This is a genomic window from Nostoc sp. EspVER01 (assembly GCF_034530635.1).
Taxonomy (GTDB): domain Bacteria; phylum Cyanobacteriota; class Cyanobacteriia; order Cyanobacteriales; family Nostocaceae; genus Nostoc.
Genome location: NZ_JAVRCS010000051.1, coordinates 1 through 14,314 on the forward strand (window position 1 = coordinate 1; position 14,314 = coordinate 14,314).

At 42.1% G+C, this 14,314-nt stretch carries 13 protein-coding genes; 6 read left to right on the plus strand and 7 right to left on the minus strand.

Annotated elements, in window-relative coordinates; all coding sequences use genetic code 11:
* Window positions 1-319: 319 nt before the first annotated feature.
* From RMX69_RS26845 to ndhL, 4 genes are all read right to left on the minus strand, one after another.
* Window positions 320-994 (minus strand): heterocyst differentiation related protein, encoded by a 675-nt coding sequence (locus tag RMX69_RS26845; protein ID WP_322639238.1) that lies wholly within the window; start codon window positions 992-994, stop codon window positions 320-322.
* 236 nt (window positions 995-1,230) lie between these two features.
* Window positions 1,231-2,058 carry a tryptophan synthase subunit alpha gene (trpA, locus tag RMX69_RS26850; protein WP_289797390.1) on the minus strand — a complete coding sequence of 276 codons (828 nt, stop codon included), beginning with the start codon at window positions 2,056-2,058 and terminating at the stop codon, window positions 1,231-1,233.
* Between the two features lie 117 nt (window positions 2,059-2,175).
* The gene (locus RMX69_RS26855) at window positions 2,176-2,487 is read right to left on the minus strand and encodes a DUF3007 family protein (protein ID WP_289797391.1); all 312 of its coding nucleotides are present in this window, start codon (window positions 2,485-2,487) and stop codon (window positions 2,176-2,178) included.
* 24 nt (window positions 2,488-2,511) lie between these two features.
* Complete coding sequence (ndhL, locus tag RMX69_RS26860) at window positions 2,512-2,724, minus strand: NAD(P)H-quinone oxidoreductase subunit L (RefSeq protein ID WP_185581107.1); 213 nt, start codon at window positions 2,722-2,724, stop codon at window positions 2,512-2,514.
* Window positions 2,725-3,780: 1,056 nt separating this feature from the next.
* Here ndhL and RMX69_RS26865 point away from each other — a divergent pair.
* Window positions 3,781-5,103 carry a hypothetical protein gene (locus tag RMX69_RS26865; RefSeq protein WP_289797392.1) on the plus strand — a complete coding sequence of 441 codons (1,323 nt, stop codon included), beginning with the start codon at window positions 3,781-3,783 and terminating at the stop codon, window positions 5,101-5,103.
* 12 nt (window positions 5,104-5,115) lie between these two features.
* On the opposite strand, the gene RMX69_RS26870 is transcribed toward RMX69_RS26865, so the two are convergent.
* A complete protein-coding gene (locus RMX69_RS26870) occupies window positions 5,116-6,036 on the minus strand; it encodes a lysylphosphatidylglycerol synthase domain-containing protein (RefSeq protein ID WP_322639239.1) in 921 nt (306 codons plus the stop codon).
* Window positions 6,037-6,371: 335 nt separating this feature from the next.
* Between RMX69_RS26870 and RMX69_RS26875 the strand changes: the two genes are divergently transcribed.
* The 3 genes from RMX69_RS26875 to RMX69_RS26885 all read left to right on the plus strand — a co-directional run bounded on the left by RMX69_RS26875 (window position 6,372) and on the right by RMX69_RS26885 (window position 9,561).
* The gene (locus tag RMX69_RS26875; RefSeq protein WP_289797394.1) at window positions 6,372-6,971 is read left to right on the plus strand and encodes a hypothetical protein; all 600 of its coding nucleotides are present in this window, start codon (window positions 6,372-6,374) and stop codon (window positions 6,969-6,971) included.
* 855 nt (window positions 6,972-7,826) lie between these two features.
* A complete protein-coding gene (locus tag RMX69_RS26880; RefSeq protein ID WP_322639240.1) occupies window positions 7,827-9,362 on the plus strand; it encodes an AAA-like domain-containing protein in 1,536 nt (511 codons plus the stop codon).
* Entirely contained in the window at window positions 9,355-9,561 is a 207-nt protein-coding gene (locus RMX69_RS26885) for a hypothetical protein (protein WP_322639241.1), read from the plus strand. The genes RMX69_RS26880 and RMX69_RS26885 overlap by 8 nt, the downstream gene beginning before the upstream one ends.
* A 102-nt stretch (window positions 9,562-9,663) precedes the next feature.
* On the opposite strand, the gene RMX69_RS26890 is transcribed toward RMX69_RS26885, so the two are convergent.
* Entirely contained in the window at window positions 9,664-10,536 is an 873-nt protein-coding gene (locus RMX69_RS26890; RefSeq protein WP_322639242.1) for an S-methyl-5'-thioadenosine phosphorylase, read from the minus strand.
* 467 nt (window positions 10,537-11,003) lie between these two features.
* On the opposite strand from RMX69_RS26890, the gene RMX69_RS26895 reads away from it, so the two are divergent.
* Complete coding sequence (locus RMX69_RS26895; RefSeq protein ID WP_322639243.1) at window positions 11,004-12,131, plus strand: metallophosphoesterase family protein; 1,128 nt, start codon at window positions 11,004-11,006, stop codon at window positions 12,129-12,131.
* Between the two features lie 74 nt (window positions 12,132-12,205).
* Here the strand turns inward: RMX69_RS26895 and RMX69_RS26900 are convergent, their stop codons facing one another.
* The gene (locus tag RMX69_RS26900) at window positions 12,206-13,438 is read right to left on the minus strand and encodes an FIST signal transduction protein (RefSeq protein ID WP_289797398.1); all 1,233 of its coding nucleotides are present in this window, start codon (window positions 13,436-13,438) and stop codon (window positions 12,206-12,208) included.
* A gap of 374 nt (window positions 13,439-13,812) precedes the next feature.
* On the opposite strand from RMX69_RS26900, the gene RMX69_RS26905 reads away from it, so the two are divergent.
* Complete coding sequence (locus tag RMX69_RS26905; RefSeq protein WP_069074399.1) at window positions 13,813-14,058, plus strand: Calvin cycle protein CP12; 246 nt, start codon at window positions 13,813-13,815, stop codon at window positions 14,056-14,058.
* The last annotated feature ends 256 nt before the right edge of the window (window positions 14,059-14,314 follow it).

Consider the following 14,314-nt stretch of genomic DNA (forward strand, 5'->3'; position numbering starts at 1 on the left):
CAATGGTCGAGTGAGAAAACTTTTTCTCTCCCGACAATTAATCCACCCTGCTTTTCAAGGGGGGTTAGGGGGGATCGAAACGATGTGGAATAAGGTAATCAAACTTGTGTGTACACCGTAGGCTTGCGGGGAGGGGGTTGGGGGTGGGGTGTAATGCCTGTGGAAATCATAACTAATTATGCGGACATAATATGACTGGGAATGACTAAAGAAGGGCTGTCGCCTGCCGGATTCGCAACAGTAGATCAATAAATCTCGTTTCCAAGTTATACCTGGAAACGAGATTTTCAATAGGTATTTATCTGTTATTTTATTTTCCCTATCCGTGCATTTCGTCGTATTCTTGGGCTTCAACTCGTCTTGCTTCCATCCGCGAAGCAGGCAGAAACTCAGCACGACGGACTGGAACCAAGGGCGGTGTATTTCCTTGGTAAGGGTGAATAACTTGTACAGTACGGGCTGGGCGCTGCCGTGGTGAGAACAAAGCCAATACCCCAGCGACAACAACACCACCACCAATAGTGAGAGTTGCGCCTCCCACAGCCCAAAGCACGGGTGAAGACCACCAATTATTTTGCGGCTGGAATGTTGCTGCTGATTTTTGTTGGTTAAACTGCTGGGCTTGTTCCCACTGCTGCCGAGTATTGAAATTTTGGACTTGACCCTGGAGTTGTTGATTTTGCAACTTTAGCTGTTCATTGTCGTTTTTTAAACGCTCCAGTTGCATCTGCGTGTTCAATTTCTCCATCTCTAGGCGCTGGTCATTATTACTACCAGTCGGTGGCTGAACCTGACCGGGATACACTGGTGGCGGCGCATAAGGGTTGTAAGGAGAATACATTTGTGCCGGCGGCATTCCCGGTGCTACAGCACCTTGGATTTGTGGAGGAACAGCGAAGTTAGATTGTAGAGGGGTATTTGTTCCTTTGAGCAATACGAGAGCCGCCAGCCCAGCTACGGCTACCCCACCGATAAACGCCATACTCTCACTCATCGCCTTTGCTCCTCGATTGCGACGTAACTATAATCATTCGTAACTGACTCACTCTCACACTCATAAATTATGCCTACTTAATTTCACATAATACTCAAACTATAAGCGACTATATCAGCTAGTTTTTTTACATCATCATATCTGATGTTAATATTCAAGACCATAATGGTCAAATTGTCTACCAAACAAGGATAGAAAAACTACACTGTTATACTTTTTTAATCTACTTTCTCAGTCTAATCAAGAGAAGTATTTATGCTGGTGTTGGTCGTCTTGATGGCTGCCTTGAGACTTTGGCAAAATTGGGCGATCGCCGAAAGTCCCTGCTCTGGTGTCCCTTCTGCTAACCGTTTGACAACAGCACTACCCACGATCGCACCATCTGCGCCCCATTCCCTTACCTGACGGGCTTGTTCAGCTTCAGAGATGCCAAAGCCGACTGCGATGGGTTTATCAGTAACACTACGAATTTGTTTGAGTAAATCGGACACCCGGTTTTCCAGTTGCGATCGCACCCCTGTAACCCCAGTCACGCTGACTAAATAAATAAATCCTTGGGAAGAACGAGCGATCGCTTCTATTCGTTTAGCATCACTGGTGGGAGCAACCAACAAAATTACGTCAATTCCCATCTCACTAGATGCTTGGAGCAATCCTGCTGCTTCCTCTAAGGGCAAATCAGGTATTACCAATCCTGCAACCCCAGCCGCAGCAATTTGCTGAAGAAATTTTTCAATTCCCCGATGCAAAATTGAGTTGTAATAGATTAACAGAACAATGGGCGATCGCAATTTGGGAGTAATCCCTTGCAGCATTTCTAGCACCTGCTCCAATTTCGTACCTTTTTGCAAGGCGCGAGTAGCAGCAGCTTGAATAACTGGCCCATCAGCCAGAGGATCGGAGTATGGTATACCCACTTCTATAATGTCGGCTCCACTACGATCTAGAACCTGCAAGGCTTTTGCTGTGGTTTCTAAATCTGGATCGCCAGCAGTGATAAACGGAATCAGAGCGCACTCATGATTGTGCCCAAGGGTTTCAAAGCAATCAGAAATTGCAGTCATTTTAGTCAATAGTCAGTGGTCAGTGGTCAGTGGTCATTAGTCATTGGTCATTAGCTTTAGGCAAGTTACAAAGGACAAATGACAAAGAACAAATGAGACAACTGACTAATGATAACTTTACACCTGAGATTGCTCTTCTTGTTCTATTTCGGCTTGAATTCGTGCTAGTTCTTCAGGAGTAAGCTCATCTAGCCGCTTTTGCAGAAAGTCTTGCTCATATTGTTCCCGTTGTTGGTGGTAGGTCATTTTTTGTCCCACCGCACGGAAAAAATAGGTCGCTAACCAGCCAATTAATCCACTGACTAGTAAGACTTGGCTCCATATACCAGCTTTTTGATTATCCAAACCGACTAGCTGCAATCCTAGATAAGCCAAGCCGCCGGCGATAAAAACACCTAAGCCAATTCCAATAGCGTCAATCCGTCGCATGAGAGTTATGACCTACCAATTTCGTTAAACTTGAACTTGTCGCCGTTGGGGTCGGAAATTTACAAATGGCGATAGAACCAACAAACCCGGAAAGAAGAAAAACACTAAAAAGTACATCAACAAACGCTCGATGGAGCTAGCTACATACCAACGCTGCTTCAGGTAGAACAGTACAGCAATGGGGATTACCAGAAGGTAAGCTCCAGCCAAAATCAGATATAGCAGGGCGACAATCATAACTTTTTTGGTCTAAGCATCTGTTTTCCATAATAGGCTGAACAGCCAAACTGAGGGAAGTATAATCATGATGCTTTCAAGATTACTACGACAAAATTCCTTTTTTATCCAGATTGATTGATAAAAGCTAATTTTATGCTAACATCGTAAATCTACTAGCAAATAAATGCTTTAGTTACACCAGATGGAAAACCCCTCTAGGTTGATTACGAATAAAACTTCCGATTTGGAAGCGATCGCACAATCTAGAAAAAATATTTTCAATCTAGTTGGACAAAAGACACAATTGATGGTGGAATAGATAAGGCGGTATTTGCTGCCTCCAAAAAATAGCTAGTTATACTAGTTATTTACCAAACACCTGCGGGGGTGTGGCGGAATGGTAGACGCTACGGACTTAGATAACTGAGCCTTGAAGGAGAAATCCCTCAAGTGGAAGCTCTCAAACTCAGGGAAACCTAAATCTGGTGACAGACATGGCAATCCTGAGCCAAGCCGAAGAAAGTCCTGAGTCATGAGTGTTGAGTGCTGAGTAAATTTAAAACTCTTAACTCCTAACTCCTAACTCATAACTGTTCGGAAGGTGCAGAGACCCGACGGGAGCTACCCTAACGTAAAGTCGAGGGTAAAGGGAGAGTCCAATTCTTAAAACCTGATTTGGCTATAGTCATCAGGCAGCAGTGAAAACTGCGGGAGAATGAAAATCCGTTGACCGTAATAGGTCGTGTGGGTTCAAGTCCCTCCACCCCCACTAAAAATTTAAAATACCGAAAGGCTTCGGTAGAAGGCATGAGCGGGTTGTATCTAAATGTATAGATAAACCCGCTCATATCTATTTATGTATGTATGGTCTTTTCTGGTTATAAATAAGTAATTTCACTGAACTATTTGATGAAGTATTAAACAATTTGTCTTTAATACTTTATTTATAGTCCTATTTAATCAAATTTATGTAAAAAGATGACTGAATTTCTGAAGAATAGATTGATGCTCCTGTTCACCAAGGTTAAGCTGGTAATAATATGAACAGGAAGCCTTTTTGTCCTGATAACTGAAATGACCGCTAATCGTTTATCAATTACTCAGGAAAATCCCCATTATGCTACGTCTAACTCTAGTCAACTAGATGTGCAAACTGCCCAAGAGGAGGTTTATAGCTTCTTTTTGGAAATTGTCAATAAATTGCCGCCAGAGGATGTTTTACGTGAATTCAAAGGTTTATTTATAGAAGGACTTGATTCCGAATATTCTGATTATATACCTGGAATATATAGTGTTTTTCTAGATGAGCATGAGCAGGAACTATATAATACACTGAAGCGGTGCTGTTACATCATAGTTAATAATTGGAAAAGTAATCGAAAAGACAAATATATCCAAGATTTAGTTAATTTATTTGTTAATGAAAATCTGAAAATTAAGGACGATAATCCTCCAGTAGTAAAAACTTGTAAAATCTGGTTAGAGAATTTTGCCAAGAGCAAAGATTACAAGGAATTGAAATTATTTGCTACTAAGTATGAAGAATCATCTAAAGGTCATTGGGCTAATCGCTACACTTCCTATTTATTGATCGATCAATCTGTTAATAATAAGAACCCTAAAGAACAACAAGAGGCTGCTAGGAGGCTTTCTAAACAGATAAAAGAGAAATTTAAATTTGAACTTGCAATGTATATTGCTCGTTCTCAATCTGCCGTTTCAAGCACAACACGCTATAAAAATCCCAGTATTTTGGGAGATCAAGCTCTGCGCTTAATAAAAGCAATTGTTTTAAAAAGAGGTGTGTTTAGTCATGATAATATTGCCCATATATTTATTAAGCAAACTGAAAATCAAACTCTGAAAGAATTTAAAATAAACCTAGAAAAATATCTATTTTTTTCTGTAGAAAACCAAACATCAGTCGAGGCTTGGCGGCAGCAGTTTGCACATAGTTTATCCTTATGGAAAACGGATTATAATCAAGAAATTATCACTAAAGAATTTTTCTTGAGAACTTGTAATCGAGTGATTGATTACTTTACAACAGAAAATGCTAAAGAGCCTTCGGACTTATTTCTATTATTAATTAACCAAGGTCATGCTTTAACCTTGGTAATTATGTTATTAAAGATTATTTTGATTTGTAGAAATTCCCGGAGACACTTAGAAACTCGGATTGCTCATTTGATTCGTTTTTACGAAAACTATTCCGAAGAGGAATGCAAAGGGGTAATAAATTTTATCGAGATTTTTAATATCACGTTTGCCATTTATGCAGAAAATGTAGAATATAACTTGATTAAGATGGAAGAAGAGGAACAAAACAGTAATCAGCAATTAAATCTAGATGGTTATCGTGTGTTTTCCCAGATGAAGGTAGATAGACAAAAATGAGTTTTACCTGATTCATGATTTTGCAAGACGTTCATCTAACCAAGCAAGGGCAGCACCGGCAGTTTCAGCTAAAATACTAATGAGGCGATATAGAGCGATCGCACTAAATACTAAGGCAGCTGGAAAGTGGTGTCGTAAAAGTTCATACGCAGTCGCTTCAAACACACCTAATCCCCCAGGCGCACCCGGTATAACGAATCCTAACAACCAAGCGCAACTAAAAGCCCCTAACAACAAAGGAATTTGATTCGCATTCAACGAACCCAAGGCGAACATAGTTAGTATAAACCCAGTGGCGCGTAGTCCCATAAAGCCCACTTCTCCTAACAAAGGGCGTAGGGGGTAGCTTTTAAGACTGAAGGGAACAGTAGGTTGAGTGGTAGCAGCAGACTTTTTTGCTTTTAATTTATACAAAAAGCGAATAACCGGGTTCAAAAACCAGGGATGAATCGCACCAAGGACTACAGCTAAACTGAGAAATTGTAGTACTTGTATAACAAGGGTGGTATTCGCTGCTGCAAACTGGCTACTGCATAGGACAATGATGATTAAAGCAGCTGCTAGCATGAGTAACGGTTCTAGTAAAACGCTTAAGGTAGCTGCACCTGTAGGAATATTGGCATTTTTGGCGGCGACAATTCGTCCGTAGTGATGCCAGATGTTACCTGGTAAATACTTCGCGATGTTCGTTTTTAGGTAAACCTGGATGAATTGGGGAGATGATACAGGTTGATTTAACTCTTGCAAAATCCAAGTCCAGATCCAGCCTGCCCAAGTATGAGCTAGTAAAGTTACCCCTGTAGCGATCGCCATAATTGCCCATCCTACCCCATCAATGCGGATAGCTGTCACCCCAATCCAATTATCCTTCAGAGCTTTTCCTAAAAAAAACAGCGTCCCTCCCAAAATTATCCAGCGTAAAAATTGCTTCATAAATTTAGTCATTTAATGGTATAGCAACAAAAGCTAAATACTCAAATATTATGGGACATCAGCTATATATCCAAAGCTTTTGAAGTATCAAACAGGTTGACGTAACTCTTTTGACAACAATCATATTATTTTAGTTTATATCTCTCTAGAGTTAGATAAAATTATTCCTTTTGTGCTAATTAAAATGTGACTTGCGCTAGAGGTAAAAATTATTTAATTATTAATATCATTAAATAAAGTTATTATTCGTTCTGAAAGCTTGGGATACAAAATTAATTCCAAATGCTATCTTGGTTGAAGTTTAACTAGTCACAAAAATGCAAGGAGTGAAAACTATGAAAAAAGCAATGATTTGGCTGAAAAACATTCGTCCTTTGAAAGTTTTAACTGTTTTTTTAGCAGGAATATTCCTATTTTTGACTCAGGCTTGTGGTGCTCCAGGAGTAGCATCACAGCCACCACAGCCTGGTTATCAAGCACCTAATGTCGAGCGAGCTGATTCCACTAAAGATTATCCTTTGAATTCTCCTGCTGGTGGGATGAATAACTTTAGTGATGTAGATCCTAGAGCGATAGATGAAAAGGCAGCTAATGACAGAGCTAAGGCATTAGTGAAAAATGCTCAAAAGAATATTGAGCAGAAGTCAGTTGACAGTCGAGAGCAATATGGCCGGAATCTTCAGCAAGGGACACCTCTTGGTGAAAGAGTAAAAAACCTGGGTGAAGATATCGGCAGTTCCGCTGATGAATTGCGCGAAGGGCTTGTAAAGGGGACTCAGCGAGGAATTGAAAATATCAAGGGTAATACCCAGAATGCTGCCGAAGACGTGACGAAAAATGTTCAGCGTGGGGCTGAAGATGCTGGTAAAAATGTTAAGCGCACAGCCGAAGATGCAGGCGATGCAGTGAAGGGAGCAGTCAGAAACATTGATTGAAATTAGTCTTTCAATCTTTTGCAAAAATATCAAAGCACTCACAGACTTATAGTCTGGTGCTACTAAGCAAAGCCTGTCTATGCAGGCTTTGTTTTGGTTTGAGATGGGGTTTAATTCAATACGGTTCACTTAAGGCTCAAAACTAAAACTGGCGTAGGCGTAGGTTGGGTTGAGGAACGAAACCCAACATTATCAAGGCTTTGTTGGGTAACGCTTAAGCTCAACCCAACCTACTATTCTTAACTGAACTGTGTTGGGGTTTAATTCCCTTGAATTCTATTCTATAGATACAGCACTTCCAGCTATTATGCAATACAGACCGCCAGCCAGCCAGGGAATTCTATTCCCTGTCTAATGGTGCAAGTCCTCTAGAAGAGGACTAGAAAAACTTGGGTTAAAGCACTGATAGCTATTATGCAATACAGTACAGTTTTTCTTTTTGCCCTTTTCTATCATAGCTTTCAGCTTTGAGGATGTACCTCATAGCTGCCGGAAGTGCTGTATCTCTAGAAATTAAATATGCGTTATCCAGAACCTTTGTAGAGACGTAGCAGTGCTACGTCTCTACATTATTTTCATATCTCTAATGAGCCTTTGAACTCCATTAATGAGCCTTTTAGCTGCGTGAACGATTTTTTTGTGCTGTCGGTAATTGCCTGCAACTGCGCTGTAGTAGAGTGTAACTAATTGATAGCGCTGTGAATAAAATCCTAATTTGTTCAGCTAATCCTCAAAATAGGCAAAAATCGCCCTTGGATGACGAAGTACAGAATTATCCAACTTCTGTACAAGATTGACTCGCAACTAGAAAAGCTTTTCCACTCAAAAAGCTGAAGGAAGACAAGGTTAATAGTAATGTTAAACTCACAGACTAAACGCATCTTCATCAGCTACAAGCGTAATGCTAGCCCTGATGAACCAGTAGCGCTGCAAGTCTTCCAGGCGCTATCGCAGCAGCACAAAGTCTTTATCGACCAAACCATGTCCGTTGGCACGCGCTGGGCTGAATGTATTGAAGCAGAAATCCGCCAAGCTGATTTTTTGATTACTTTTCTTTCAGGCTTGTCAACCAGCAGCGAGATGGTGGTAGCAGAAATCGAGACAGCACATCACTTGGCAAAATCACAATCAGGACGCCCGATAATTCTCCCGGTGCGTCTGGCGTATCAAGAACCGTTCTTGTATCCCTTGAGTGCTTACTTAAATGGGATTAACTGGGCGTTCTGGAAAGATGCAGAAGATACGCCGCGCCTAATTGCAGAGTTGTTGCAAGCTGTCTCTGGCGGTGCATTGGCGATTAGTGAAGAAAAATCGAAAGCAGATTTACTCCAGATGAGTCAGCCGTCACCTCTACCTCATCCCTTTCCTTCAGCACAGCCTTTCTCGCTGGAAATGCCGGAAGGAACAATGGAATCGCAATCTGCTTTTTACGTGGAACGCTCATCTGATGCACTTACCTTAGAGACTATTGAGCGGCAGGGTGTGACAATTACAATTAAAGGCCCCCGGCAAATGGGCAAAAGTTCCTTGTTAATCCGCACGATTCATACTGCTGTGAATGCTCTTAAGCGGGTTGCTTTGCTGGATTTCCAATTGTTTGATAAAGCCGCCTTAACTAATGCTGACCTTTTCTTTCGCCAGTTCTGTACTTGGTTAACCGATGAACTGGAAATGACAGACAAAGTTGATGAGTATTGGAATATGCCTTTGGGCAATAGTCAGCGTTGTACTCGCTACGTCGGCCGCTACTTGCTTAAGGAGTTTGGCAACCCCATTGTCTTAGCGATGGATGAAGTTGAAAGGGTCTTTGATACAGATTTCCGCTCTGATTTCTTTGGAATGCTGCGAAGCTGGCATAATAGCCGCGCCACTAATCCTATTTGGAAGCAACTGGATTTAGCGCTGGTTACTTCCACCGAACCCTATCAGCTAATTGATAATCTCAACCAATCCCCTTTTAATGTTGGGCTAGTAATTGATTTAGAAGACTTTACAGCAGCACAGGTTGCTGATTTAAACCGCCGTCATGGTTCACCTTTCAACGCTAGCGAAGAAAAGCAATTAATAGCGTTACTAGGTGGACATCCTTATTTAGTAAGGCTTGCACTTTACTCAGTTGCTAGCGATCGCCTCTATCCTACCGAATTATTTGCCAATGCGATCGCAGATAATGGCCCCTTTGGCAATCATCTGCGTAACCACCTTTTCCGGCTGCATAATAAACAGGAGTTGGTTCAGGGTATGTTCCAAGTAATTCACCAGAATACCTGTGAAGATGAGCGCATCTTTTTCCGCTTGCGGGGTGCAGGTTTAGTGCGCCGGGAAGGGCGTGTAGTGTTTCCCCGTTGTCAACTTTACACCGATTATTTCCGGGAGCATCTGCGTGGCTAATCCAACCATTTACACCGTGGGGGGGACGGTACAGGCTGGCGGTGGCATTTATATTCCTCGTCAAGCTGATGAGGAATTGCTCGGTTTATGTCGGTCAGCAATATTCGCTTATGTTCTCACGCCGCGCCAAATGGGTAAGTCTAGCCTGATGGTACGCACGGCGCAAACACTAACGGAGGAGGGGATTAGCTCAGTATAGCAGTCGCCAAAGCCGTTAGGACAGTTTGCGGGAAACGCGTCTTCAACAGCGTACTTTGTGATTTTATTGCTGTCCTAAGCTACCTGTCTGTTGCTATATAAGCTACAAATACTTCTGCAACAATAACCCTAACTTTTCCTTCGTCGCTGCGGGTGCTTTATCCAACTGAGTCAAAATCGCATACTGCAACGCCGAATGCGCCTCACTGGTTGGCGGATTTTCACTCAAGCGTCGCACAGTTTCTTGAATCACCTTTTGAGCATTCACAGCATTCCGCAGCAAATTGCCAATCACCATCTCCACTGTCACACTGTCATGGTCTGGATGCCAACAATCATAATCTGTCACCAGCGCTAAAGTTGAGTATGCAATTTCCGCTTCCCTTGCCAACTTCGCCTCTGGTAAATTCGTCATCCCAATGATTGTTGCACCCCAACTGCGATAAAGATTCGATTCTGCCTTAGTGGAAAAAGCTGGCCCTTCCATGCACACATAAGTGCCGCCGCGATGGAGAGTAACTTCTGGTAAATTGAGAGATGCGATCGCATCTGCCAATACAACCGCCAAATTCTTACAAATCGGATCGCCAAAGGCAATGTGAGCCACAATTCCCTCACCGAAAAACGTTGAAATCCGATTTTTTGTTCTATCAATAAACTGATCTGGCACCACCATATCAAGTGGTTTCGCCTCTGCTTTCAAGGAACCCACAGCACTAGCTGAAATTAAATACTTCACACCCAATTGCTTCATCGCATAGATATTAGCGCGAAACGGTAACTCAGACGGTAGAAGCGTGTGATTGCGGCCATGACGCGCTAAAAAGGCTACCCGTGTACCATCCAAAGTCCCCAGAATCAAAGCATCAGATGGTGAACCAAAAGGAGTCTCAATTCGCACCTCTTCAACATCTTTGAGGGCATCCATTTTGTAAAGACCGCTACCACCTATAATCCCAATACTAGCTTGAGCCATGATTCTGAACCTGTTCTTTGCCGATCTACTCAGTTATTTTATCGAAAAGGGGAGTAGCAGAAAACAAAGTGATGTCTACGATGAGATATGCGACGCCGAATAGCCCGCACTTCAGCAAGCTCAGTGACCACACTTCGGCAAGCTCAGTGACCATCGTAGACATCGCATTTTGTGCCGCTAACACTATTGAATTATTACCCATTCATTATTTATTCAGTTACAGATAGCAGCGATCGCCCAATTATTCGAGCATTAATTAATAATTTTTAGCAATCAAATTTCCGATAATTTTTGGAAATTAAATGCTTATGATTAACCCTTAAATCAATTGTCACCATAGTGTATAATCGATGCTTTCTGTATACAAATGTTAATTAGACGCACTCCTACGCACGGAAACAAAGCAAGCGTTATACTTTTGGGAAAAGGCTTATTTTAACCCCTGCTTTTAACATTTTCATAAATCAATGACTCTCAATTTTCGCTTTGCGGTAGTCAGCGACTTACACCTGGCACTTCCTCACACAATCTGGGATCATCCTAGCCGCTTTCATCTGGTAGAAGTAAGTATCTCAGCATTTAAAAGTGTACTAGAACATTTAACACAACTCGATTTAGATTTCTTGTTGTTGCCAGGAGATTTAACCCAGCACGGCGAACCAGAGAATCACGCCTGGTTGCAACAATGTTTAGCCCAGCTACCTTTTCCTGTCTATGTTGTTCCTGGCAATCATGACGTTCCTGTGCTGTTGGCCGATCGGCAATCAATTGCTTTTGCAGATTTTCCCTACTATTACACGAAGTTTGGCTATGACGATCCACAGCAGATTTACTACATTCGTCAGTTATTGCCTGGAGTTAAGCTGATTGGACTGAATTCTAACTCCTTTAATGACCAGGGTGAGCAAGTGGGATCTTTAGATGCCAAACAGCTACGGTGGTTAGAAGAGGTGCTGGCGGCATCTGTTGATGAATTAGTTTTGGTGATGGTGCATCATAATGTAGTGGAACATTTGCCTAATCAATCGAACCATCCACTGGCAAATCGTTATATGTTGTCCAATTCAGCAGAACTATTGCAGCTGCTGAGGCGCTACGGAGTTAAGTTAGTATTTACGGGGCATTTGCACGTCCAGGATATTGCTTACTCAGATGGGGTATATGATATTACCACTGGTTCATTAGTGAGCTATCCTCACCCTTATCGAGTGCTAGAGTTTCATCGGGATAACCAAGGTAAAGAATCGTTGCAAATTTTATCCCATCGCGTAGAGTCAGTGCCTGAGTTCCCCAACTTGCAACAGTCATCACGGCAGTGGATGGGCGATCGCTCTTTCCCTTTCCTAATCAAGCTGCTAACTCACTCTCCATTAAACTTACCGTTATCACAGGCAAAAAAAATAGCTCCTGGTTTGCGCGATTTCTGGGCAACTATTGCCGATGGGGATGCAGTGTTAGATTATCCTCATTTTCCCCCAGAAGTGCGGCGCTATATTCAGACATATAGTGCATCACAGTCTAACTCAGCGATCGCCACTGCTGGAAATTTGACCATGATTGATAATAACAGTACACTTTTGCTGAATAAGAGTTAGGAGTTAGGAGTTAGAAGGTGATTCAATACTCATTACTCATTACTCATTACTCATTACTCATCACTCATTACTCATTACTGATTTTGGCGACAAATTCCAAATGCTGAAGTGTAGGCGTGTAAGAAGGTTCTGCCACCAACAGGGCCGATTTCACCGCCACAGAAAAAGCCACCTACAGGAATATCTTTAAGGTAGCGCTGAAATAGTTCAGAATCAAAGTTGGGTTTACCATAAAGTCCTTCACCTCGTCCCAGACAGGAGAACATTAAAGCAGCTACAGCAGAGGGTTCAGATTCTCGTTGGTGTTGATAACTTTGGAGGAGTAATTCTAGGTCTTCAGCAGAGGCTTGGGCATCGCGGAGGTGGAATTGTAGCCTTTGTCCTGGACGGACGCGATCGCCAATTGCGATCGCCCCAGCATTTGGATCGACCCCAAGAATACCACGAATTAAAAAGTCTCCTTGCTGCAAAGCCAGCTTAAACTCATCCATTGCCACACCAACAAACAGAGAATGCTGTGCTAAAATCCGTTCTTCTTCGCTGAGACTAGCAATCAAATCTCGCAATACCACTAAAGGTACTTTCTCATCTAACTCTAAAATGATGTTGCGATCGGCTTTTGTAACTTGCAATGGCTTGCCAATTGGTCGGCATCCTTGGGCGACAATCGTTTCCAAAACAATATTGCCAGTCAAAGCTATACCAACAGTGCCCTCGCGATATAAGTTTTGCTGTTCCTCACCGTTAGTATCGTTACAAAAAAGGGCAACACGACCACCCATACCTCCACCACTAGCCTGTCCCCCCACGATCGCCGATCCTGGATAAGCAAAATCCAGCCCCTGCAACAAATCGTTGATTCCAGAGGCGAAAGAACTAGACAGCAAGATGAACTGCGGTGTCGGTGATGGTGGGACACCGATCAAATCAAGCCAAGCATCTGGTGAACTATCTAAGTCAGGTAATTCTTCAGCAACAATATGAAAAACTTGAATTTTCACTCCTGGAAGGTGTGCTAAAGTCAAGCTAATAGCTGGTTCAGACTCCAGTTCTTGCGTTTCTCCGCTAACTGTCGTCCCAATTACACCACCACCACTACAGCCAATTAGCACAGGCACAGAAAGTTTTTCAGCTAACAAGGGTAATAGTCGGGAATACTCACTCGTAAAAGCAGACGAAATGAATACCAGTCCTAAATCCGCAGGTGCTGTTAACGATGAAACAGCTCGTTCCACCACATCTGTAACAGCGGCTTCCAGAGAATGACGGGTTGATAGGGCATTTGCCCACTGCATTTGGTCTGCCATGAGTTTTGAGCTTCTTTCTCTTTTTAGGCTAGTAGATTTTGACTTTTTATTTTGGGAAGAATTGCATCTTACAAGAATTGATGCCAGCCCTTTGTCTCCTCCATCCCAAGAAGTTGGGGTTGTCATTCCCTAATATAGGCATCTAAATATATTGTATGATTATTTATCTATGGTACTAATTCCACAAAATCTTAAAAAATAAAGGTAAATGTATTATAGATACGGTATCTTGCTGTATAGGTTATAAATCAATAGACTAAAACACTAACTTATGATCGACTAAATGGTTAGAATGGTTAGTAATCAAGCGAAAAACTGCCATTTCTGAACATTTTCTATACTAGTATTAACAACACACAACGAGACTAAAGCTAATGACCAACATCCAAGAAACAGCAAAAGGCGACATCCAAGAGAAAATCCAAGAAGAAGTGGAACAAGCGCGTACTGTCTGTGATATTAACGGTAGCAACTCACCAGAGTGTGCTGCTGCTTGGGATGCAGTAGAAGAATTGCAAGCCGAAGCTTCCCATAAACGCCAAAGCAAGCCAAAAAATTCTCTAGAACAGTATTGTGATGACAACCCAGATGCAATTGAATGCCGGGTTTATGACGACTAGAAATTGAGGCAACTGGATTTTCTGTTGTTTGGTCAGCAAAAACCAGCATTGACTAAAGAAGACGCCTAGAGTGGAGGACGCAGGAACTCACCAATGTCCTTCACTTCCAAGCGTTTATTTAGAGCTAACAATTTTACTCGTGAAAACAAAAAATAAATTCCTTATTTCAATCAATAGACTTCTTCCAAAGGCATAAGTTGCGATTTTCATAAATTAAACAACCAATTAATTGACACTAGGGGCGTACATCTGTACG